Source organism: Klebsiella oxytoca, assembly GCF_009707385.1.
Classification (GTDB): domain Bacteria; phylum Pseudomonadota; class Gammaproteobacteria; order Enterobacterales; family Enterobacteriaceae; genus Klebsiella; species Klebsiella oxytoca_C.
Window position 1 is genome coordinate 3251627 of the sequence record NZ_CP046115.1, and the last position, 21201, is coordinate 3272827.

Annotated in this window: 25 protein-coding genes; 8 read left to right on the top strand and 17 right to left on the bottom strand. The window is 44.1% G+C overall.

Going from position 1 to position 21201, the window contains the following annotated elements:
• Position 1: 1 nt before the first annotated feature.
• From GJ746_RS15160 to GJ746_RS15180, 5 genes are all read right to left on the bottom strand, one after another.
• The gene (locus GJ746_RS15160) at positions 2-1690 is read right to left on the bottom strand and encodes a glycoside hydrolase family 32 protein (protein ID WP_154680943.1); all 1689 of its coding nucleotides are present in this window, start codon (positions 1688-1690) and stop codon (positions 2-4) included.
• Complete coding sequence (locus tag GJ746_RS15165; RefSeq protein WP_023291511.1) at positions 1674-3095, bottom strand: glycoside-pentoside-hexuronide (GPH):cation symporter; 1422 nt, start codon at positions 3093-3095, stop codon at positions 1674-1676. The genes GJ746_RS15160 and GJ746_RS15165 overlap by 17 nt, the downstream gene beginning before the upstream one ends.
• Positions 3096-3165: 70 nt before the next feature.
• Entirely contained in the window at positions 3166-4176 is a 1011-nt protein-coding gene (locus tag GJ746_RS15170) for a LacI family DNA-binding transcriptional regulator (protein WP_154680944.1), read from the bottom strand.
• A gap of 491 nt (positions 4177-4667) precedes the next feature.
• Positions 4668-5594, bottom strand: a complete 927-nt coding sequence (locus tag GJ746_RS15175; RefSeq protein WP_004180190.1) for a ribokinase — start codon at positions 5592-5594, stop codon at positions 4668-4670.
• Positions 5595-5605: 11 nt separating this feature from the next.
• A complete protein-coding gene (locus tag GJ746_RS15180; protein WP_004215898.1) occupies positions 5606-6487 on the bottom strand; it encodes an SIS domain-containing protein in 882 nt (293 codons plus the stop codon).
• A gap of 316 nt (positions 6488-6803) precedes the next feature.
• Between GJ746_RS15180 and GJ746_RS15185 the strand changes: the two genes are divergently transcribed.
• Positions 6804-7757 carry a sugar phosphate isomerase/epimerase family protein gene (locus tag GJ746_RS15185; RefSeq protein ID WP_154682736.1) on the top strand — a complete coding sequence of 318 codons (954 nt, stop codon included), beginning with the start codon at positions 6804-6806 and terminating at the stop codon, positions 7755-7757.
• A 63-nt stretch (positions 7758-7820) separates the two neighbouring features.
• Positions 7821-9056 carry an MFS transporter gene (locus GJ746_RS15190; protein ID WP_154680945.1) on the top strand — a complete coding sequence of 412 codons (1236 nt, stop codon included), beginning with the start codon at positions 7821-7823 and terminating at the stop codon, positions 9054-9056.
• 211 nt (positions 9057-9267) lie between these two features.
• Here the strand turns inward: GJ746_RS15190 and GJ746_RS15195 are convergent, their stop codons facing one another.
• The 7 genes from GJ746_RS15195 to GJ746_RS15225 form a co-directional block, all read right to left on the bottom strand.
• Entirely contained in the window at positions 9268-9870 is a 603-nt protein-coding gene (locus GJ746_RS15195) for a site-specific integrase (protein WP_023320086.1), read from the bottom strand.
• A gap of 110 nt (positions 9871-9980) precedes the next feature.
• A complete protein-coding gene (locus tag GJ746_RS15200) occupies positions 9981-10745 on the bottom strand; it encodes an NADPH-dependent F420 reductase (RefSeq protein WP_154680946.1) in 765 nt (254 codons plus the stop codon).
• 17 nt (positions 10746-10762) lie between these two features.
• Positions 10763-11497, bottom strand: a complete 735-nt coding sequence (locus GJ746_RS15205; protein ID WP_154680947.1) for an NADPH-dependent F420 reductase — start codon at positions 11495-11497, stop codon at positions 10763-10765.
• 30 nt (positions 11498-11527) lie between these two features.
• Complete coding sequence (locus GJ746_RS15210; RefSeq protein ID WP_174592426.1) at positions 11528-11962, bottom strand: MarR family winged helix-turn-helix transcriptional regulator; 435 nt, start codon at positions 11960-11962, stop codon at positions 11528-11530.
• A gap of 357 nt (positions 11963-12319) precedes the next feature.
• Positions 12320-13948, bottom strand: a complete 1629-nt coding sequence (locus GJ746_RS15215) for a DUF927 domain-containing protein (RefSeq protein ID WP_154680948.1) — start codon at positions 13946-13948, stop codon at positions 12320-12322.
• Between the two features lie 211 nt (positions 13949-14159).
• Positions 14160-14978 (bottom strand): hypothetical protein, encoded by an 819-nt coding sequence (locus GJ746_RS15220; RefSeq protein ID WP_154680949.1) that lies wholly within the window; start codon positions 14976-14978, stop codon positions 14160-14162.
• 105 nt (positions 14979-15083) lie between these two features.
• Positions 15084-15266, bottom strand: a complete 183-nt coding sequence (locus GJ746_RS15225; protein WP_115464435.1) for a helix-turn-helix transcriptional regulator — start codon at positions 15264-15266, stop codon at positions 15084-15086.
• A gap of 188 nt (positions 15267-15454) precedes the next feature.
• On the opposite strand from GJ746_RS15225, the gene GJ746_RS15230 reads away from it, so the two are divergent.
• The gene (locus tag GJ746_RS15230) at positions 15455-16048 is read left to right on the top strand and encodes a hypothetical protein (RefSeq protein WP_154680950.1); all 594 of its coding nucleotides are present in this window, start codon (positions 15455-15457) and stop codon (positions 16046-16048) included.
• A 36-nt stretch (positions 16049-16084) separates the two neighbouring features.
• On the opposite strand, the gene GJ746_RS15235 is transcribed toward GJ746_RS15230, so the two are convergent.
• The 5 genes from GJ746_RS15235 to GJ746_RS15255 form a co-directional block, all read right to left on the bottom strand.
• Positions 16085-17035, bottom strand: a complete 951-nt coding sequence (locus tag GJ746_RS15235) for a tyrosine-type recombinase/integrase (RefSeq protein WP_227852674.1) — start codon at positions 17033-17035, stop codon at positions 16085-16087.
• A gap of 35 nt (positions 17036-17070) precedes the next feature.
• On the bottom strand, positions 17071-17514 hold the full coding sequence (gene radC, locus GJ746_RS15240; RefSeq protein ID WP_154680951.1) for a RadC family protein: 444 nt from the start codon (positions 17512-17514) through the stop codon (positions 17071-17073).
• Complete coding sequence (locus GJ746_RS15245) at positions 17511-18050, bottom strand: hypothetical protein (RefSeq protein WP_154680952.1); 540 nt, start codon at positions 18048-18050, stop codon at positions 17511-17513. The genes radC and GJ746_RS15245 overlap by 4 nt, the downstream gene beginning before the upstream one ends.
• 88 nt (positions 18051-18138) lie before the next feature.
• On the bottom strand, positions 18139-18570 hold the full coding sequence (locus GJ746_RS15250) for a DUF2787 family protein (protein WP_195908738.1): 432 nt from the start codon (positions 18568-18570) through the stop codon (positions 18139-18141).
• A 274-nt stretch (positions 18571-18844) separates the two neighbouring features.
• Positions 18845-19222 carry a hypothetical protein gene (locus GJ746_RS15255; RefSeq protein ID WP_154680953.1) on the bottom strand — a complete coding sequence of 126 codons (378 nt, stop codon included), beginning with the start codon at positions 19220-19222 and terminating at the stop codon, positions 18845-18847.
• A gap of 121 nt (positions 19223-19343) precedes the next feature.
• Here GJ746_RS15255 and GJ746_RS15260 point away from each other — a divergent pair, with 121 nt between their 5' ends.
• The 5 genes from GJ746_RS15260 (at position 19344) to GJ746_RS15275 (ending at position 21136) form a co-directional block, all read left to right on the top strand.
• Positions 19344-19616: a helix-turn-helix domain-containing protein gene (locus GJ746_RS15260; protein ID WP_154680954.1), complete on the top strand. Its 273-nt coding sequence runs from the start codon at positions 19344-19346 to the stop codon at positions 19614-19616.
• A complete protein-coding gene (locus GJ746_RS15265) occupies positions 19613-20137 on the top strand; it encodes a hypothetical protein (RefSeq protein ID WP_154680955.1) in 525 nt (174 codons plus the stop codon). Before GJ746_RS15260 ends, GJ746_RS15265 begins: the two co-directional genes overlap by 4 nt.
• Positions 20138-20150: 13 nt before the next feature.
• The gene (locus tag GJ746_RS15270; RefSeq protein ID WP_195908739.1) at positions 20151-20525 is read left to right on the top strand and encodes a hypothetical protein; all 375 of its coding nucleotides are present in this window, start codon (positions 20151-20153) and stop codon (positions 20523-20525) included.
• A gap of 130 nt (positions 20526-20655) precedes the next feature.
• Positions 20656-20787 carry a hypothetical protein gene (locus tag GJ746_RS25510; RefSeq protein ID WP_264766550.1) on the top strand — a complete coding sequence of 44 codons (132 nt, stop codon included), beginning with the start codon at positions 20656-20658 and terminating at the stop codon, positions 20785-20787.
• 31 nt (positions 20788-20818) lie between these two features.
• Positions 20819-21136: a DNA translocase FtsK gene (locus GJ746_RS15275; protein ID WP_154680957.1), complete on the top strand. Its 318-nt coding sequence runs from the start codon at positions 20819-20821 to the stop codon at positions 21134-21136.
• Positions 21137-21201: the final 65 nt, after the last annotated feature.

Sequence of the window (21201 nt, forward strand, 5' to 3'; positions counted from 1 at the left end):
CTTATTCCTGCGAATACGTCGAGCGATATTGCGTAAGCTGTGCCGGCGCGCCGGAGAGCTGGATCCGGGTGAGCTGACTGCATGAGTAATAGCGTCGCGTACCGCATACGCTGCCCTGATTTGCGAAGACCTCAACAATCCCGGCATCAAAACACAGCGTGACGTCGCTGACGCCGGCCACCGGCGCGCGGTAACGCCCATCGTCCCGGCCTTTTTCATATAGCGTCAGATTTTTACCGTCCTGTTCGAGGATGATTTGCTGGCCGCTATCGCCCGTTAACGTCAAACGGAAACCACCGGCAGGCATAAAGGTTACAATGCCGGCTTTACAGCCTTTCTCATTAACCCAGATATCACCGTCATCCAGCGCATGGCGGCTGACGACCAATGATTCCGGCGGCAGCTCCGGCATCATGCATAGCCGCTGCTGCGCATTGAGATGAAAGCGACGCGGGAGCGACATTTCCCCCGAGTAAGCGGAGTCCACCGGTTTCTGCGTCGCCCAGTTATATAACCAGGCAAAGCCGATTCTTCGGTCGTCCTCACCCCAGGTTTGCAGGGCGTAGAAATCCGTACCGAAATCTAAAGTCTGCAGCGGCTGCTCGGACGGCGTGAAATAGCCGTTCCGGAAAGTACCGGTCTGGGCAAAAAGCAAATTATGTCGCCCGGTTGTCGGCTCCGTGTAGCCAACGACGCCGATAATTAATACCCATACGCCATCCAGGCAGAAGAAATCCGGGCATTCGACGCAGCGACCGCCGTTTTCGCGAAAATAGCCGGGAGCGACATACAGCACATGATGGAACGTCCAGCGTTCACTATCCGCCGAGTGAAATAGCAGCATCGCCGGATCGCCATTTACCGACGCGCCGAGGATCATATAAAAGGTGGCATCGGCCTCTTCGTACCAGACTTTTGGATCGCGGAAATCGCAGTCCACGCCCGCAGGCAGGTCGGTTAAGACGGTTTTTACCCATTCCGGCTTATCGTAGTCGTCGTGCGCAACGGCCATTTTCTGCACTTCCCGGTATCCGCGATACAGATCGTAAGCCGGGAGTCGTTCGGTATACCAGAAGCGGGTTTTTCCTTGTTTATCAATATACGCGCTGCCGGAAAACGCACCGCCCGTCGCGCCTAACGCGGAAAGATTCTGCTCTGGCTGCAGGAAAACCGGATAATGCCGCCAGTGATACAGATCGCGGCTCACCGCATGATTCCAGTGCATTGGGCCCCATTGGCTGGAGTGCGGATGATACTGATAAAACAGATGCCATTCGCCGTTCTTGTAGTGCAGCCCGTTAGGGTCGTTCATCCAGCCGGTACGCGGCGAGAAATGCAATGCCGGACGCAGCGGCTCCTGCAGATACTCGTCAGCAATATCCTGACCGCTCATCAGGCGCAAATCCTGCCCGGCTGTCGCGATAAAGGTGACGCCGCTCGCGCGCAGTGAATCCGGATGCCAGGTGTAACAAAGCGATATCTCGCTATATTCCGACTGCCACTCCAGGGTGGCAACGCCGTCCTGAAACGAGGTCCAGGTAAAATACTGGAAATAGCCCGACGCCTCCTGAATCTTAAATATAACCTGACCGTTCACGCGAATAGAAAACAGGGGTTGCGCCGCCGGTTTGGACGCTTTCAGCCACAAATCAATGCGCTGACCTTGTTTTATATTAAATGACAGGGACATCCTGAACCTCCTGTGGTTGACCGCGACCTTTTTCCAGCTCACGTTTTGCAAGATCCGTTTTGATTTTCTCAAGGAACGCGTTATTCAGCTTGAAGTAGCGCACCAGATACGCGCTGATGAAATAACTCACCATCGGCAACAGTGAGAACATCATGATAATTCCTTGAATAGTCTGAGAATTCTGCTGCGGCTCATTCGCGACATAGCCGGTAAATGCCAGAATCCAGGCGACGATTGCGCCAGCGACCGCCAGCCCCATTTTGAGCATAAACAGGTTTCCCGCAAAGGAGATGCCGGTCAGGCGTTTACCAAATTTCCAGTCACCGTAGTCATCGACGTCGGACATCATCGCCCACAGGATGGGGCCAGACTGAATTAAATGCAGAATGTTAATGACGATAAATAGCGCCATCAGCGGGGTCAGTGATTGCGGATCGATAAACCACAGCGCAAATGACAGGATACCGAGAATAATGTTAATAATGCGGAATAGCGCCAGCTTATCAAAGCGATCGGTAAGCGGTTTGGCAAGCACGCTGCCCAGCATATTACAGGCCACGCCCAGCGCCATAAAGAAGGTAATAAATCCGACAGACGCCTTCATGACATAAGTCGCATAATAAATAGTGACGCCACCGCGGATAAATGCCGGAAAAACGTTCAGGAAAGTAATAGAGATCATTAAGAGCCACTGATCGTTTTTGATAATGTCCCGCAGGTCTTTTTTCAACGACTCGTTTTGCTTAACCGATACCACCCGCTCTTTAATGCTGGAAAAGCAGAACAGGAACATCAGCGTTGCCGCACCACCCATAATGACCATGGTCAGCTGGAAACCGGAGGCGCGGTCGCCATTACCCAGCCAGTCCGTTAACGGCAGAATAGAGGAGGAGATAATTAATGTTGCCAGGCCATTCAGGAAAAAGCGCCATGACAAACAGCCCATACGCTCTTTCTGATTGAGGGTAATGACGCCGCCGACCGAGCAATAGGGAATATTAATCGCGGTATAAATCAGCGACATAACCAGATAGGTAACCCAGGCATAAATAATCTTGCCGTTCATGCTGAGCTCTGGGGTCGTGAACATCAGTACCGCCCCCAGACCAAACGGAAATGCCATCCATAATAGCCATGGACGGAATTTTCCCCAGCGCGACACGGTGCGGTCGCAGATTGCCCCCATCAGCGGATCGCTAAACGCGTCGAAGATGCGAATCACAAGGAATAATGTGCCCACCACTCCGGCATTGAGGCCATAGACATCGGTATAGAACCACGTCAGATAGAGCGCCAGTACGCTCCATATCATTCCTGAACCGGCGTCACCCATGCCGTAGCCGATCTTCTCCCTCAGCCCCAGCTTTTCATAAGCGCTTGGCTTTTCCATTGCGGTAGCAGACATAAATACACCTATTTTTTGTTAAAAGGAGCCCATGGCGCCAAATTTCGCGCCATTTCTAAACATAAATCCCTTACAGGGAAGTAATATTAATTTTTACGCTGCTCTCACGAATAATTAACCGAGAGACAATTTCGTGCATTTCAATACTGTCCGGCTGCTGTTGATGTTTCACCATCTGAAACGCGAGGTGAGCAATTTCATTTACCGGCTGTGCAACGCTGGTGATTTTTTTTGTTTGCGCCAGTAGGGTATTATCAAAGCTGGCAATCGCAATATCTTCAGGAGCGGAGATGCCTTTTTCTTTTAGTCCATCGATAATATAGTTTGCCGCAATATCATTATACACTAAGAGGCATGTACAGGTTCGCGTCGGCTCGCTGAGTTTCTCGATAACATCATCAAGAATACTAATATGGCCTGATATCTTTTCACCCTCGCCTTTGGCTATCCAGAACGAATTATCTTTAGCAAGCTTTAAACCGTGACTCGCTATTTTTTTGCTGTACGACGAAACCTTACGGCTATCCACCCCTTCCTGGGCCACAAAGCCAAATGAAAGATGGCCTGTATGAATAAAATGTTCCGCAATACTTTCTGCGCCCCGGTCCTGATTAATCGATACGGAATTAAAGAACCGGGATACCTGGGTGACGACGGCGACCGGGATCCGGGTAATGCTTAACCATTCTGAAAGTTCGGCTTCTGCTTCTGTCGGCACCCATAGCAAACTGTCAATGCCCATCCCCACTAAGGTCTGAATAATATGTTTATCCTGCTGCGGCTGATTCTGATGCGTTTTAACGATCACCGATTTGCCGATATACCGGGCCTCTTCTTCCACCGTCGCCAGCAGTTCACAGAAGTGAGGATTCACCAGATTAGGCAAAACCACACCAATCAGCCCTGAACATTTCCCGCTAAGCTGAAACGAACTTTTGCTGGGAACATAGCAAAGATAATCCATTGCATCACGCACCGCCTGCCGCGTTTCCGGCACGACGCTGGGATGATTGTTAAGCACTCGCGACACGGTCGCCGTCGAGACCCCAGCTCTTTTCGCTACGTCTTTAATGGATGCCATGATGATTGAATACGCCCCCTAACACTGGCGCTCACTATAAATGGCGAGCGCGGTTGAAAATGTAAGCCAGTTCACATGTTGCTTTGTTACATGGAATCACGTTCCATGGCTCATGTCGAAATATCTCTCATAATTCATGTCCTTTGAATCGCCACGGTTTAGGTAGCCATTTTTCGGTATGCAGATAATCTCCAACTTCCGCTTTTGGCACGAAGCGGACTAGGTCACTGAGGTGAAGGTCCGCTGTGAGCGATGAGCGGACATCGTCCAGTTTAAACAGATGCCCGCAATACATACAGCAAGCTTGCCAGAGGTAACTCTGCTCTCCTACAAATAAAGTGTCCGCTTTGAGTAGGCAATCTGAGGGAGCGCTAATATGAAAAAGACCACAAGGATAAAATATCTCTGTGGTCATGGCTTCTTGATTCGAAAAATCTTTATCAGGCGAGCAATTTCATTGCCCTTTATTGATAACGGTGGATAGATTTTACTTAATCTAACAAGCTGGAGTTTTTAAGGGCATGAGAAACGTCCGGTAGCATGGGAAAAGAGTTTTGCCCGCCATATTTCTGTATTGAACAAGAGCTAATTTCAGCAGCAAAGGGGATCGCGTCCGTCAGCGAAAAACCATTAACAATGCAGTAGGCAATACCTCCAATAAATGAATCGCCGGCACCGGTGGTATCAACAACATCCGGACAGAATACAGCCGGGAAATGTCGAGTGCCATGTTCCTGGGACAATACCGCCCCTTTTTCACCGAGGGTAATGATTACCTGTCCCTTCACTCGTTTATGCAGTCCGGTTGCACAAGAATGAGCGTCATCAATCGAAGATACATCGGCACCGCTCATGAAGGCGGCTTCTGTCTCATTAACAACCAGGTAGTCCACCAGACTCAGGGCGTGGGCGGAGACATCCCGTGCCGGGGCGTTATTAAGGATAATGCGGCAATGGTGGGTGCTGGCAACGCCGATAATATACTCAACAACGGGGGCCGGAATTTCTGACTGAAGAATAACCAGTGGCTGTCCTTCGAAGAGTGACTCAGTGATGTCATCTTCACTGATAAGGTAATTAGCGCCTTTGATAATGGTGCTGCAGTAGTCACCTGATTCAAGGATCTGGACGATACCGATACCTGTGGTGGTACCCCGCTTGTTTACATTCTCTACCGATACATTATTCTCACGTAAAGAGTTGATCAGCTCGCTACCATAAATGTCATTTCCGACACACCCAACCATGCTGACGTTCAGTCCAAGTCTAGAACACTGCACCGCCTGATTAGCCCCCTTCCCACCTGGCATGAGCATTAACTCATTGCCAGTAAATGTTTCGCCCAGTTCCGGAAGCCGATCCTGCTGGACTAGAATGTCATAGTTCAGACTACCAATAACGACTACATCACTTTTCATCTTTTCAACCTTTAACTGGCGGTACGCTTGGACGCTACCGCATTTCTGGTGCTGAGTAAGCTATTTTTACTTTTGTCACTGGTTTTACTGGCAATAATGGTAAAAATAGCGTCAAGAATATTCAGATGTACTATTCGGGTGGTAGCATTCTCGCCCGTGATCGGGTTATTTTTTACTGCCGAAATAATTGAATGTCGGGCAATAAGGCTAAGCGGACTGTTCGGATAATTAGTTAAACAAATCGTTTCTGCGCCGCTCTCATTTGCCATATTTACCATCTGGATAATATCCGACGTTTGTCCGGAGTGGGACACGGCCAGAAGAATATCACCTTGCCGCATCAGCGATGCAGTCATCAGCTGTTTATGACTATCACTAAATACTGATGAGAAGATACCAATTTTTAGTAGCTTATGATTGAAATCATCACAGATTGCACTTGAACCGCCACAGCCAGCAATAAATATTCTGGCTTCTTCAGGCTTATTAATGAATAGATATGCAACCGATTTGATGACGGCACAATCAATGACATTTAACGATTCTTGCAGGGCAAGAACAGAATTAAGAAAAGTACTTTCAAGAACACTTTCAACATACTTTTCCGAATCGGGAATAACCGGAATGTCAACAGTGTTTTCAACGGCGTTCATGTTATTAGAGACGCTTAACTTCAAATCATGAAACCCGGTAAATCCCAGTTTTTTGGAGACTTTGGTTATGCTCGATACGCTAACCTTCAAATAATTAGCAATTTCTGTGATTGACATACGTGCCAGGGACTGAGGGTTATCATCTATAAAGCGGGCGATAGCTCTCTCTTTTTTACCTAGTTCAGGAGCCAGCGTTCTCGCAAGTAAAAATACTTCATTACCCTTCAGCCTGCTGTGCATAACCCCTCCTGTAAATGTGAAAACGAAATTAGCACGACAAAATGATATGAAATGTTATCTGGGTCACATCCTATAAAATACTTTACTAATGTATTTTACTTTCAGTAAAATATTCATCTGGTTAATTGGTATGAAATTTTACAGTCAGTAAAATTAAATTTTAATGTGTTGATTTTAAATGATTTTACTGGAAATGGATTTTTTATGTCTGAGCGGTATAATTTTATTTATTTGCAGTAATATTTTCCCGCTTCTATTTACTGAGATGAAATTCAATCTTATAAAAACACCTGGAATACAAAACAAGGTGACTGCAATGAAATTTTCCTCCCGAATTAATTCTTTCCGTTCAAGACCTGAACTATTCGATGCGAAAAACAAAATGGATACGTGTGATCTCATTACCCGTATGGGTAGTGTGGAAGGATTAACACATATCGAACTAAACTATCCTGAGCATTTTATTGGCCAGGATAAAGAACTGATTAAAAAATGTATTGCTGATAATGGTCTTCAGGTAGGTGGTATTGCGCTGCGCTACAATAAAGACTTTATTGATGGCGAGTTTACCAACCCGAATCCTGCGTTGCGCAGTAAAGCCATTGAGACGACGCTGGAAGCCGCTGAGATGTGTAAATTTCTCGAGGGCAATACCGTCACCTTATGGTTTGGATATGACGGCTATGATTACCCGTTCCAGCAAGATTACTTCCGCGCGTATGAGCTGCTCGTTGATGCCTTACGCATCGTGACCCAGGCACATGGGGATATGCAGTTCAGCTTTGAATACAAACCTTATGAGCCGCGTACTTTCTCCTTTATTGGGGATGTTTCCTCAACCTTGATGTTGATTGATGATGTTGGCAGTGACAATCTGGGTATCACTCTCGATTTCTGCCATATGATCATGAAGAAGGAAAACCCGGCCTTCTCCCTGTTCCAGTCAGCTCGTAAAAACCGCCTCATCGGTTTCCATCTTAATGACGGCTACGGTCATTTCGATGATGGCCTGATGCTGGGCTCCGTACATCTTTTACAGACCCTGGAATATATCTACTACGCAAAGCGCGTTGGTTTTAGCGGTCTGATTTACTTCGATACCTTCCCGAGCCGCGAAGATCCGGTCGCTGAGTGCGCTCAGAATATACGTATGTACAAAGCATTGTCTGACTTTATTGACCGTCTCAGTATTCCTGAAATTGAACAAATGATTCAAAGCCAGGATGCCTTGAAAGTACAGGGTATGTTACTGAAAATGATCGCCGAATAATTAAAAAAAATCATAATCTTACCTCGTATCATCGACCAGTCAGTGTCTGACACTGGGGGAAATATGTTTGAAAAGATAGGTTTACCCAGAAATTTATTATGGGGATATATTGGCCTGACCATCTTTATGATCGGCGATGGTGTTGAGCAGGCGTGGATCTCAATCTGGCTTGTTGAGAAGGGTCTGTCTGTTGCACAGGCATCCTACCTGATTACCGCGTATGGTGTCACTGTTACGCTGGCAGCCTGGGTTACTGGCGTTCTGGTTCAGACGCTTGGCCCGCGTAAAGTCATGTTTTACGGTCTGGTAACCTTTATCATTGGCAGTATCGGTTTTATCAGTGTTGGCCTTAAACACATGGAAATGGTGTGGATGCTTCCTTTCTACGCTTTACGTGGGATTGGATATCCTCTGTTTGCTTACTCATTCCTGATATGGATTAACTACAGCACGCCGGTTGCGCGCAGGGCGACTGCAGTTGGCTGGTTCTGGTTTACGTTCTCATTAGGGCTGAGTGTAATTGGGCCTTTCTTCTCTTCGATGGCGTTACCGGTACTGGGTGAGATCCACGTACTCTGGGTCGGCTTACTGTTTGTCCTGGTCGGGTCTGTTCTCGGGATCTGGGTCAACCGTGATGTTGTTCCTGCTTCAGAAATACACCCATTCAGCGCGGGTGAATTACTGAAAGGGATCACTATTCTGCAGCGGCCGGTCATCGCGATGGGCCTGGTCGTGAAATCAGTAAACGGTATCGCGCAGTACGGGCTGGCTACCTTCCTGCCCCTGTACCTGATCAGCTATGGCTACAGTAAAACAGAGTGGCTGCATATGTGGTCTGCAGTATTCCTGGTAGCCATTTTTGCCAATCTGTTCTTTGGGTTCTTTGGGGACAAATTTGGCTGGCGGAAAACCATTATGTGGGTCGGGGGATTTGGTTATGCCGCTGTTCTCATTCTGGTGTGGGCGGTCCCTCAGGTGCTGGGTCATAATTTCTATGTGATGGCATTTGTACTTTGCCTTTGCGGCGTGACCATGGCGGGCTATGTTCCTTTGTCAGCGTTATTTCCGATGCTTGCCCCGGACAGTAAAGGAGCCGCAATGTCAGTACTGAACCTTGGTGCAGGCCTGGGAGCCTTCATCGCTCCCGCTATTACGGCGTTGTTTTATTCATCACTTGGCGCAGGTGGGGTGCTCAGCATCTATGCCGGTTTGTATATCCTTAGCGGCGTGCTTACACCTTTCCTCAAAACACCTGAGGAGCTTAATCAGCAGGCTGAACTGAAAGATAAGGTCGCATAATCGGGTGTAACTTTACTACAAGGTCCGGGTAATCCCGGGCCTTAGTGAATCGCCACGGGTTTAACCGACATCCAGCCAGCTTTTGAACCGTTATGACTTCTTTAAGATTATTTATAATTTTTTAGTTGACCAGGCACTCAAAATTTAACGTTATTGGGTTAGACGGAAGGTCTGCTTTTGGCACAGGGCTGCTGTTGCAGCCCTGACAACCTTAGACTTCAATCGATTCAGAGATCTCTAACGCATCATCGACTTCGATGCCTAGATAACGGACAGTGCTTTCCAGTTTCTTATGGCCCAACAGAAGTTGGATCACCCGAAGATTCTTGGTTTTCTTGTATATCAGGTAAGGTTTTGTTCTTCTCATGGAATGTGTGCTGTAAAGCGAAGCTTCGAGACCAAGCTTTTCTACCCACCCATGAAAAATTCGGCTGTATTGTCGGGTTGATATGTGCCGGTTAGTTCCGATCCGAGACCGAAACAAGAAGTCTTTACTGTGCAAATTGCCAAGCTTTATCAATGCAGCAACAGCTTCTCTTGTCCCTTTGGTTATCTCAAATTGCACAGGGCTACCGGTTTTCTGTTGCAGCACCGTTGCTCTGCTTGAAACCGAGCTACCATATGCAACATCAGATACTTTGAGGTTCACCAGATCGCAGCCTCGTAGCTTACTGTCTAAGGCCATATTGAACAGAGCTAAATCACGCGTTTTACCTTCCAGTTCAAGCCGGATTCGGATCCCCCAGATATGAGATATCTGAAGTGGTCTTTTTTGGCCTATGATACGGTCTTTATTCCACGGTGACGTGTTCATACTCAAATCTCCTGCAATGTGGGAGATTTGAGTATGGTTGTCTCTTATGAGCGAAGAGCAGATGTTTGCATTTTCGCTCATACATCGATAAATGAAATATGGCTTACGGATTACATAAAAAGAGCCCGGTGTAATCGAACAATATAATCTGCAGTCGGATTGGATTGCTTATCGCCCATTCGCTCCTGAATTGCCTGAACAGCAATATCCCGACGCGCAGGCAGCCGTGTTTTTTCCGTTGCGGCGATCGCTGACTTCATTTCATCAAATGTGAGGTCAGTACAGTAGCAAGGTGCACCCGGTTGTTGACGCCATGACTCCTCAACTGTACCTGCACCGAAGGCGTCAAACCCCGTATCACTGACAAGACGCATAATCAATTTTTTGTGCTCTACGATATTCCCTGCCACCGGAATTGAAATACGTCCTGCTGTACCCTCTGCTTTACCTTTTGTAGCGAGAGAATCTGAACCTATTGCATTCCAGGCCTTCACCAGTGGACGGTTCAGGAGATGCGCTACCCACGCGCTTTCGACCTGACCATCTGAGAACCCATCGATGATTCCGTCGCGATGTGGGTAATAGTTCGACGTGTCAGCAACGATAACATGACTGCGTAATGTCCGGATCAGAGGCGCGATATCCGCAACCTTTGCCATAGGTATGGACAGGATGACAACCTGTGCATCCTGTACTGCACTGGCTGCATCGGCTGCTTCAGCGCCCGTTTCAAGCACGTCGGGGGCTATCGTTTCAGGCCCACGTGAATTTGCAACCTTAACGGAGTGACCGGCAGAGGCGAGACTGCGAGCAAGCGTTTTACCGATATGGCCGGTTCCCAGAACAGCAATCCGGTACTTTTCATAATTAATCATAACATCCCCTTTTTGGCTCAGGCCGTTACTGCACGGTTACGTTTAACGATGGCATCATGAGTGAGTTGTTCGCCTGCAGACATAAACTCCTTGATCAACGCATCTCTGTTTAGTGGAGCGCGAGTTTTATCCGCTGCCTTAAGGGCTGCTTCAAGCTCTCCGGTTTTTAGCTCAGTACAGTAGGCTGGCGTGCCGGGCTGTTGCCGCCATGATTCGCTAAGCGTACCGGCATCAACTGCATCGAAACCGGTCTGACTGACCAGTTCTAGTGCAACAGATTTTGCTACCGTACTGTCGCCGGCAACCGGAATAGCGATACGTGAGGGTGAACCGGCAACCAGCCCTTTATCTTTAAGCGTCTCGGCCAGAACAGCGTTCCAGGCTTTGACAAGAGGGCGTTTGACTATTTCACTGGCATACACGCTTTCAGGTTTGCCTTCACGGATCTCTTCAATGTCCCGGTCGCGGAAGGGATAGTAGTTAGACGTATCAATGACGATCACGCTCTCCGGAACATCACGCAAGAGTTCAGCCAGTTCAGCATGCTTATCAAAGGGCGTAGAGAGGATGATGACATCCACATCTCGTACGGCTTCCTGACGCTCAACCGCCAGTGCCCCAGCTCTTCGCGCAATCTCTGCAATTGTTTCCGGTCCCCTTGAGTTAGCCAGTTTGACCTCATGGCCCTGCACAGAGAGCTTATGTGCCAGAGTCGCACCAATGTTTCCAGCGCCAATAATGCCTATTTTCATACCAGTACCTTTTGTCTGAGTGGAGGATGATCAGTTATCAGCGGGATGGGCAAAGTTATTGAGGGTATCTCGTAACTCCTCGAGCTTCGCATCCGATAACTGACAGGCTGATTTGATTTTTTCGGTTACGTGCCACAGCTCGCTTTGCAAAGCGAGCCCGTCATCCGTAAGAGTAATGAGGACTCGCCTTTCGTCAGCGCGATCCCGCATGCGAACTATGCGTCCGGCAGCCTCAAGCCGTTTGAGAAGGGGGGTAATGGTGCCGGTATCCATGCCGAGCTTATTCCCGATATCACCCACGGTGCGTGGGGTTCCGTTAAACAACTCCAGCATGACCAGATACTGGGGAAAGGTTAGCCCCAGCGGGTCCAGCAACGGCTTATGTAACCGGTTCATGCGGCTCGCCGCACCATAGAGGGCAAACGAAAGTTGTGTCCCTATTTCCTGTCGTGACTGCATGCTCATATGCCAATCCGTTACCTTGTAGATGATTATATAGTGCACTAGATAAAACCATATAACAAACTTTTAATCAGTTAAAGAGTGATGAATGAGTAATTCGTGCGGTATGACAATGACAACAAAGCAGGCTGAGAAGTCTCCAGACTGACGGGTACTATCGTTCCAGGCTATTCAAACAGGTCCGCTTCTGGCACAAAGCTGCCCATGCAAGATTCGCTGAGCAGTTCTGAGCGTGAAACAGCCTTTGCGTCATAGTAAGTTGGTTAACGGTGAAAAGGTCTTGCAATGCCTCTCATGCAAAACCTTCTAAGATAATGAAAACAGTAATGGTAGGCATCCCTGCCTACCAGTTACAACCTATTAGCTTATAAGCCGCAATAACTCATCGCGTTTGAGACAATAGCGCCTCGCCAACCGCTCACCACGATAGGGTATCTGACGTGTTGTTTTACCTTTAGCATCAGCATAAAGCACATTATTTTTAATTAGCACATCAATTGCATTTTTTAATGAAGTTGTTATATTTTCTTTGAAAAAAACCTTATCAACAGCAAACACAGCTGTATTATTTACTTCCATTTTTAATATATTAATGTCATTGACGACATCCTTCTTCGCCTTAATAAATCTAATGTCATCAAAGTCATTTTTAATTAATTCATCAAGAAATTCCTTTTTAAACATGTCAGAGAATTTAGCCTTCATCGGATTAACAGCACTCAGATAGCAATATGAAATAGCCGCCATAATCTCTTCTTCATCAAAAGGCAATATGCCAAATTTAATAGCCAATACACCTGCTGCATAAGTCAAAGCGAAACGAGTTGCGATCCGCCGTTTGACACCATCGTTACTTTGCTCTAAATCATGGTATTTAAGAAACTTATTAACTAATCGAGTTAATTTCTTGCTTATTACCTTACTGTCTTTAGTCAATAATTTATTAATAAATTTCTGGCCAGCCGTACCATAATAACGACTACAATTAGCCTGAAGCATTTCAGCGAATTCACCGCCACTTAAACCCTCAGGTAAAGTAGCAAAAATCCCGTATCCATTTTCATTGTTTGCCGGTACATCCACAAAACGAACCTGTTCTCCGCCTAAACGTTCCATAGAGCCATTTTCTGCATGCTGCCCAAGGCTCCACTCTCCAGTACTCAATGCTATTAAACGCCACCGGACTGGATATTGTTGGTACCCTGCAGCTCGTTGCTTTCCACATTCCTCACTTAACAGATAAATAATATGCTGAGCCAACTGGGCGGCTTTGCTCTCATCTTTATGTAATAATTTAAGTTCATTCAATAAAAGAACATTATCGTTATGCGCTGCTGCTATCTCTTCACATGCTGTTTCCGTCATTTTCCATGACTTAATCAGCCTTTTCATTCCCCTAACGGATGCAGCAACAAGCAAGGTGGTGCTTTTACCTTTAGAACTGTTAGCATAAAGGTGAAATCCTCCTGTTTCTATCTCAGTGTAATAAATACAATATCCGGCAAAAGCACTACATAAAGCCAAAACCATTTGAGGGCTATGAAGAACATAAGCTGCTACATGTTTCTGCCATTCCTCTAACGTTCCCTGACTACTTTCATTATTTGGAAATGCGGAGGAACCCGGATAAGCTAATGGAGCATAGCTGCTACATTTCCCAATCAAATGATTATTGACGGTTAAATAGTATAGTTTTCCATCAACATTTACGTATCCAGGCTTATCGCACAGGAGCACTCTTTTTTTAGGGTTTCGGCGTAAATTTATATAGATTTCATCCCATTCATCATTATCCAATTCTTGTGATAATCCCGCATCAAGTAACCTTTTACGTAAAATACGTTTGTCATCTATTTCTGATGCAGGAATCAATAAGCGTTCATATTTTTCATTATTAGTATTATATATTTTGACAAGCCGGTATGCTTTGTTTTGCCCAGCACTCATTATCGATAAAGCCAGAAGTTTTACCGTAAATTTACTTTTCATTATGTTTTTCCTGTTATTACTCACTCTTTCGCTAAAACTTCAGCACCAAAGAGCAAATCACAAATCACCAAATCACACTTACCAATGCCACTGGCATACAGCAGACAGAGTGGGCTGTAAGAACTGAACAGTGTTACCCACCACATATGCTCTATCATGGCTATCTACACCTCTGTTGAGGGTGCCAGTAGCATCTTCAGATGATTTCTCCCTATCGTTTTTGGACATTAACGCCAAAGTTCAGCTGTGATGCCTTCAGGCGATTCAGCTTGATGAGTGATTTGGCAAACACCAGTTTATCTTTAATGCGGCGTTTATTTTTGAATTTCTTTAATTCCCCATCTTTATTGATAAACCATGGGATCTCTAACCACATACCTGTTACGCAGTAACTCAACGCACTAGCAACATTATCAATATCATCGATTCGTATTGGACGATTCTTGCGTCCTTTTCGGACATATAAATTTTGAGGGCGCAGCATATAACTCCTCAGTTTTTCCAGTTTCTCTGGTTCATTAGGAACCAATAAATGAAAGTGTGGCATCCAGTGGCTACCTTTTGAATCATGAGTATAATTATGGTAATCCATATCAAAACCGCCTATTACAGGTTTTTCAAAACCAATACGACGAATAGTTTTATCCAGACTCTGCCTTATTGAATCAATATCCATTTTCAATAGTTTTCTACTAGGTGTCATATCTTTATAGATAATAAGCGTAACCATCTTGTATCCTTCATTTTCAAGAAGAAATGGCAGCCATTTCTTTAAAAAAATAAGACGGCGTTTACGCTGACATTTAGCACATGCCATACTTTTACATGGATCATCGTCCATACATTCTTCCAACTGCTTAGCTAAAGAAATATAACGTTGCTTGTTATTTTCTTTATAAACAGATTTTATTATTTTAATTCGCTCCCTATTTTCATTTTCTACATCACCCTGCGTTTCAAAATCAGGAATATGCTTAATTATTTCTTTAGATATTTCTTTCTTGTCAAAAATTGTCTTTTTATTTTTCATAATGTGATTCCTTAATAATTAGAAAAAATAAGCCACTTCCCTTCCTCAGGACAAAGAACTCCCGCTCTCATTCAAGAGAAATAAAAAATGGCTTGTATTTTAAATTTACTGAATACGTGTACGGCTATTTATCCATTCATTAATCTCATGCTCATAAAATCCAATTGCCCGTTTTGATAGTAAGACTTGCGAAGGGAACATTCCTTCAGCAATAAGCCTGTATAACGTAGCCCGTGATATTGCACAGCGCTGTATCACTTCATCCACTTTAATTAATCTATTTAACATAACTAATCCTCTTGTTGGTTGACGAGAGTATGTTAACTAATATCAAAGCGGCGTGTTTTTAGGGTGAGATTCAAACTTTCACATCAAAATAGTTGATAGATAACTCTAAACATAAGATTCTGCACTTCATGTGAATCTCACATGCCATGGATCCTTCAAAACTTACAGGAAAGGAGATAAAAACAGCTATGAGAAAAGAAAAATCAGGTCTCAATACTAAAAAAAACCTCAAAAATAAAGATAAAAAATCAGATAATATTGAAAAAATAGTTTTAGATAGGGAAAGAAATGCACAATATAAACGCAATAAAGAAGAAAAGTATGCTAAAAATGGATTTATCAATACAAAGATATATTTAGGAAGGGACGTGTATGAGAGGCTCGCTGAAATCTATGAAGACTTGCTTGGGGAAAAACTGAACTTTACTGGTAGAAAGAACACTGATGACCTCAGCCGTGTGATTAGTTACTGCATTGTTAAACTTTATAAGGCAGTGTATATCTATAACAATAAAGGCAGTCTTGATGATATTGAACCGGCAAAGACGAAAAAGGCTCAGCACATGTATGACCTGTATCAATCGGCCCTATATCGCTCTTTTTCAGGGAAAAATGATTTATCCTTAGTGTCGCAGCTTAATAATGATGGAGTTATCGCTCCGGGTACACTACACAATACTCATTACCAAAGGAAAAACATACGATGGGATAGAGAGGCGCTAGCCAACTTAATGGATCTGAATGAGCTTAATGAGACGATTAAAGTACTCAATGAAGGGTAAACCATCAGAACTTGTGAGCCTGGCTCTAGTAGGCCTTCAAAAGGTTAGACCACGGGATAGCTTCTCCAGCTCACTGCTATCCCGTCTGTCGTACAGTACCGTAGTGCTGATATCACTATGCCCTGCAAGTTGGCGCACAAGATTGATATCAGCACCCTGCTCTAACAAGCGGGTTATAAAGGTTCTACGTAAGTCATGGGGCGTGAATGGCTGCAAATCAGCCACATCCCTCAGTTGCTGCAAGATACTGGTGATCCCTGCTTCCGTCAGTGCCTTTTGCCCTGCTTGGCCATAACGATGTATATGAGTAAACAAAGCACCACTGCCAGGATTTGCTTTTATCCAGCTAATCAGGGCACGAGCTACTACGGGAGCAACGGTAATTTCCCGATATTTTCGCCCTTTTCCCCTGCGAATGGTGAGTGTTTGAGTGGCAATACAGTAGTCGTCGATGCGTAGTGCAACCAGCTCCCCAACCCGTAATCCAGCCCCACAGAGCGTTAGAACAATCGCTTTATCACGCTGCTGACGTATTTTCTGTGGATGCTGTTTAGCTGCCTGAATGAGCTGTTTTACTTCATCCTTGCTCAATGCCCGACCTTTACGATAACTGTCGCCTTTGACACGCTTAACGGTTCTAATACGCGCTAGATTGTCGGCATCCAGTAACTGTAAGTTAAATGCCGTCTGCGCAATGCCTTTCAGGGCTGCCAGTGTCATGTTTATCGTAGATGTTGCATATCCTTTGTCCAGCAATGTAGCTCGAGTTTTGGCTACATGCACATAGCGTAGTTGCATCCAATCGAAGTCATCAGCACGACTATCAGCTTTCAGTATTTCTGCACAGTTGTTTAGCAGAGAATACATACTGCGTCGGCCACTGGGTGCCAAGCCTCCCAGATAAATTGCCAGCGCCGTCTTTGATGTCGCTTTCTCTGAGCGAAATGACGTCAACTCGCTCTTATCGCCATGATTTTTGGTCATCATATTCGTCCATTAATGCATATTAACAAAAGCCAGCATTACAGCTGGCCGCGCTCTGCCATCGATACAGTGCAGTCTCCTGCAACAATAAAGTGATCCAATACCCTGACATCAATAAGCTCTAAAGCTTGTTTTAACTTTTTGGTAATGTGGCGATCTGAAGAACTGAACTCTGTACTACCGCTGGGATGGTTATGAACAAGGATGATTGCAGCCGCATTATGCTGTAACGCTAGTTTCACTACTTCTCTTGGATAGATTGGGGTTTCATTTACGGAACCCTGAAATAACTCACGCCAGACCTGTACGCGATTTTGGTTATCCAGTAAAACAACACCAAACACCTCATTTTCCCGTAAGGCCAACGTGAAAAGCAGAAAGTCACGTACATCATCAGGTGACGTTAGCTGCTTCCCCTTACGTACTGATGCTCGAAGTAGCTTTCTTGCCTGCTCTATCAATAGATGTTCAGTTGAGGTCATGGCTGTTTCCCCTGTCCAATAAAGTAGATAGCGTCTTTGAACAATTGATATTTCCCCTGTTGATGACGTAGTGACCAACGATGCCGGTGAATATGCTTACGTGAACCACTGTCAAAAAAACACAACCAATCATCATCAATATGCGTGACAACAGACCAGTGATACTGATCGCCCAGTAATATGACACCGTGGTTATGTTCAAGCCATTCCTGGCACTGCGCTAAAATGGCTTTCGTTGATACATTAGGTTGGGTAAGAAACGGACAGTAAACGGTGATGGGATAACGTTTGTAGCGGCTAGTTTGAAGGAAGTGCAGCAGACAATCTATTTGGGGAGATTCCATGCCGTTGGTAAGGTAATCGGCAATGCTACTGTGTTGGCTGAGATGATGAACGAGCGCTCTGAACAGCGGCTTTCGTCTGACTTTTTGACCATAGAACCAATAAAGCGTATTGATGACACTGTAAAGTCCACAGAGACTGTCCAGTTCACCCTGTTTTGCAGGGGCTAAAAGCGATGCTTGAATTTTTTCCATTGTTGAGCCACATATCTGTTGCTCATGACGTCATGAATAAGGTTTTACGCGTATTACTTAAATTTATTGTTTTAACTATCGTCCTGTCTCAACATTCCCATTGGACAGAGACGGTATAAATTTTCATTTTCCAATATTGAATAAAGTTACGTTGCCACAGTTCAAATAACGCGCCTCCTTCTTCAGGATCTAAATCGCCCATCAGATAATGCCAGACATACTCCTGACTCCAACTGATATCCATTTCTTTTTCCAGTTCAGGCCATACTGCACCCATAAAACTGAAATCGGTGAGATAATCAAATTGCCAGCCATCATTACATCGTATTAGACGGATCTCCACCGGGTGAAATCCCCCGCTCTCTGCTGTGTATTGAGGGTCTTGAAAATTAAGTATTACTGCATGGTGATTTACTTCAATTTTAGATGGTAAAGAAATAACACTTTTCAAAATAGTAATAAAAGCCTGGCTTATGGGTAAACTTAACCCTGACTGTTTAAAAGCCATTTTATTTTTCATAATGTATTTCCATTAATTAACACGAAACGACAATTAATCACTTATTAAAAACAATACAAACCTTCGTTTTAATAATTTATTTTTCAGATTTTAGACAACAATAAACCTCCCAATAAAAGGATAATAAAATATTTGTTTATTTGTGAGTAAATAACATGTGGCAAAGCATTTTAAAAAATGTATTTTGCCAACATTGATAATTATACCATCTATATAATAAAAGTCAAAAATAAATCACTTAAAAATCAGATGGTTATACTCATTATGACATTCTTCAGGCCTTAGTAGATAAATCCTCTGCCACTAACACCAGCGCCTGTTGTAAAATCTTTTCACGTGATGCAGGCGTCATCGATTTAAACAGCTGTATCCAAAGATTCAGTTGTTCATCAGAGGAAACCTGCACAGCCGAGCGCTCACTTTTTAGCGACATACTTGCGGCGCTGATATGATATTCAAACCCTTTTCCCTGAGTTCTCTTTCGCTTAATCCCCGGATGTATAGCAGCCAGCTTTTCCAGTCGCAGACGAGCACCTTTGGCAGTACCGGGCATCCCTTTCATTCCCACAAAACCAGCTACTGATAACCATTCGCCACTTTCATTGGAAGCATTATTGTCTGATATATGTAATTTTTTATCTTGACGCGTCATAAAAATATCACCAGATATCAAAGCATTAAAACAAAAGAGCACAAAAACAATAAAAAGATACTTGAAAAGTTCCTTTTGTTCGCTTTTAATATCACTGTAATGAATCAGTGGAGTTAATACCGTGAATAACTCACTAGCATCGCAAAAAAAGCGAACTAAGGGAAGTCAGCAGGACTGGCATAGAGCAGATATTGTGGCAGCTTTGCATAAACGTGGGCTCACATTATCACAGCTTTCACGCGATCAGGGACTTGCTGCAAGAACATTAAACAATGCCTTTGAACGTCACTATCCAAGGGCAGAAAGCCTGATAGCACAGGCTTTGGGTGTAACACCTGAAGAGATCTGGCCAAGTCGTTATCATGGGAAAAAAACCAAAAGGATACTTGAATGAGTACTTCTATCAGGGATGTTGTTTCAAGCTTCGATTACCTGTTTTCTTCACTTTATAGACGTGAATTTGTTAAAACGCTACGCCTGAATGAGTGTAACGAAAGGGAACTTTTACCACTGGTAAGGTGCTACCTTTTAGGCTGGTTTGGCGACAGCCTTACACCAGAAGTTCAGGCAAAGCTCCCTGGCACACTCACGGGCAACGGTTACATTGATTTTGTCATTGATGATGTCGCAGTGGAATTCGCCGTCAGACGTCCCGATGCCCCTAAAGCAACACTCTCCGCATACGTGAACGCGACTGAAATGAAAAAGCTGATGAAGTACGACGGTAAAGCCTTGCTAGTACTCTTCGACTTCTCAACCACACCATTTACAGAACAGCAGATTGAAGCTTTCAGAGACTGGCCTTCATTGGGACAAGGAAACCATAAAAAATCCGCTTTCAACGTTGCTTACTTCTATGTAGAAAATCGGCGACCGCTGTCATCAGGGAAAATTATAAAGAACATCCGAATATAACCATGTTGAACTAATGAAAAACGATCATGCATCAATTTCCAGAGGAATTAAAATGTCGATCTTTAATAAATTAAAAGAACATCAAAAAGACAGCGAAGAACAAGCTAAAATTGGCTTCCAGACCATACTACAAGGAAAGTTAAGCTTAGCGATAACATTCTGGTTATGTTGGTTAACCCCTACTGTAATAATAACGGTAATGGCGTATTTCACTGAATCAGAAGGTACATTATTGCGGTTAGATGTTGCTACATTGATTTGGAGCGGGCTGATGTTTATCAGCATAATAAGAACATCTTCAAGTAAATTATGGAAAATATTATCTCTGGTGGTCGTAGGAGCCGATACTTTGTTTTCTTTATTAGCAGTACTTATTTTCTTCATTTAAGAGACAAATTTAACTTCTGATTGTCTTTATTATTACTGATAGCAGTAACACTGGAATATAACAGCTATATTTCTATAACTTCTGCTATCAATTATTTTAGATATAAACATTATTAATTTTAAGGTGAGTCATGGTAATAACTATTATCTTCACTGCATTAGGTGCCATTGCTTGGTATTTGTATGACCTCAAGAGAGCAGTCAAAACTCTTGAGAATGATGTAAAAGAAATCAAAGATAAAATATTAGGAATAAAAAGTTAGCACATGGCAAGATATATCAGGAGATATAGCAATGGAACCTATTAATAGTGAAAACTTCATTGAAAAATTATTTATTTCATTTGGCAATGAAGATGAGGATTTTGATCCATTAATCTCTACGGCATTACAATTTATACTGACAAAAGGCATCCATGATACAATTGTTTCAATCAGCCAGATTCAGAGGCATTTTAGAATAGGATTTAACAGAGCAAACACCATCCATAACGAAATAACCACATTCTTAACTTCATTATACCCTCAATATTCTCGCAAACTAATATTGGTAAACATTAATAAGGGTTACTCAAAAATGCGAACGCTACTCTGTTCTACTCAGATGAGTTGATAGTAATTGCTCTGAATTTTTTAAATCAAGAAAAACGCATATCATTTTTGAGAGGAATTGGATGT